We start from the raw sequence: 1,416 nt of genomic DNA, 5'->3' as shown, positions 1-1,416 counted from the left end.
GCCGCGGTGGCCGGGCCCGAGGACCGCCCCGAGCTGCTGGCGGCCGCCCGCAGTGGTCCGGACGCCGCCCGCGCCGCTGCCCTGCGCCACCTCGCCGAGCGGGGTGACCCCGAGGCGCTCGACCTGATCGAGGCCGCGGCCTGCGACCCGCTCGCCTGCCCGGAGCTCGTCGAGGCGGCGACCGGCGCGTTCTGCCGTATGCGCTCCGTGGCGGCCGTCGGACGCGCCCGCGTGTGGGCCCGCCGCCCGGACCGGCTGGGCGCCGTGGCCGCCGCGCTGCTGGCCCGCCGCGGCGGCACTCGGGACGCCGACACGGTGCTCGCCGTGCTCCGCAGGACCGTGCAGGCCGAGGGCCCGGACGCGGCCGGCCTGTGGGAGCTGGCCGACGGCGTCGGACGGCTCGGCGTCGAGTGCGCCGCGCCCGTACTGCGCCACATCTACCGCGAAACCTCCTCCTCCCATCTGCGCGGCCGGGCCGCCGCCGCGCTGGCCGCCACCGATCCCGGCTTCGCGGCGGGCTTCGCCGTCGAGTGCCTGTGGGACTGCGAGGAGACCACCCGGGAGCTCGCCGCCCGTACGGCCGCTACCGGCGACGCCCGCGTCGTCGAACAGCTCCGTCGGCTCGCCGCCGACCCGGCCGAGGAGACCGAGGTCCAGACCGCCGTACGGGGCCGGATCGGCCCGGACGCGGCCGAGGTCTGACGGAGGCGCTGCGCTACGGGGGCCGGGCGCCGCCCTACGGGGGACCGGGATGCCGCCCCACGGGGCCCGTGGTCCGCTCTCCTCCCTTGTCTCCTCCATGTGGCGCGTCGTCGCTCTCCGTACGGCGCGCTGCCGACCCTCGTGCGGACGTGACCGACCACCCCACGGAGTACGCGGCCGTGGACGTCCCTACGGGACAGGGCCCAGGCGATGCGGGCAGAGGCAGGCCCGACTGCCCAAGGCCTCACGGGGTCCCGACGACAGAACGCTCATGGGACGTTCCCCCGCTGGAAAGATCCCCGTGGCCCGGTCCACGCACGGCCCGCCGACAACACGGGTATGCGTGTCGCCATCGTCACCGAATCCTTCCCGCCCGACGTCAACGGCGTCGCGCACTGCACCCTGGAAACCGCCCGGCACCTGGTGCGGCGCGGCCACGAACCGCTGGTCGTCGCCCCGGCGACGGCACAGGACCCGGCGGCCGGGCGGACCCCGCCGTGTCCCGTGGTCCGGGTGCCCTCGCTGCCGCTGCCCGGCTATCCGCAGGTACGGGTCGCGCTGCCGGGCCGCCGGCTGGCCGCCGCGCTCGCCGCGCACCGGCCCGACGTCGTCCACCTCGCGAGCCCCTTCGTGCTCGGCGTGCGCGGCATGGCGGCCGCGTCCCGGCTGGGCGTGCCGGCCGTCGCCGTGTACCAGACCGACCTGGGCCGCTAC

Annotated in this window: 1 protein-coding gene and 1 pseudogene; both read left to right on the top strand. The window is 77.7% G+C overall.

Translation table 11 applies throughout. The features are described 5' to 3' along the window. Positions 1-702, top strand: a pseudogene (locus ABT381_RS35765) (HEAT repeat domain-containing protein); the annotation flags it as partial. A gap of 339 nt (positions 703-1,041) precedes the next feature. Beyond that, positions 1,042-1,416 (top strand): glycosyltransferase (locus tag ABT381_RS35760; RefSeq protein ID WP_351602287.1); only part of this gene is annotated, 375 nt, incomplete at its 3' end.

The organism is Streptomyces sp. NPDC000151 (assembly GCF_040301705.1).
In the GTDB taxonomy this organism is placed as follows: Bacteria; Actinomycetota; Actinomycetes; order Streptomycetales; family Streptomycetaceae; genus Streptomyces.
The sequence above is the reverse complement of the archived record's forward strand: the minus strand, read 5'-3'. Positions and strand labels throughout refer to the sequence as shown.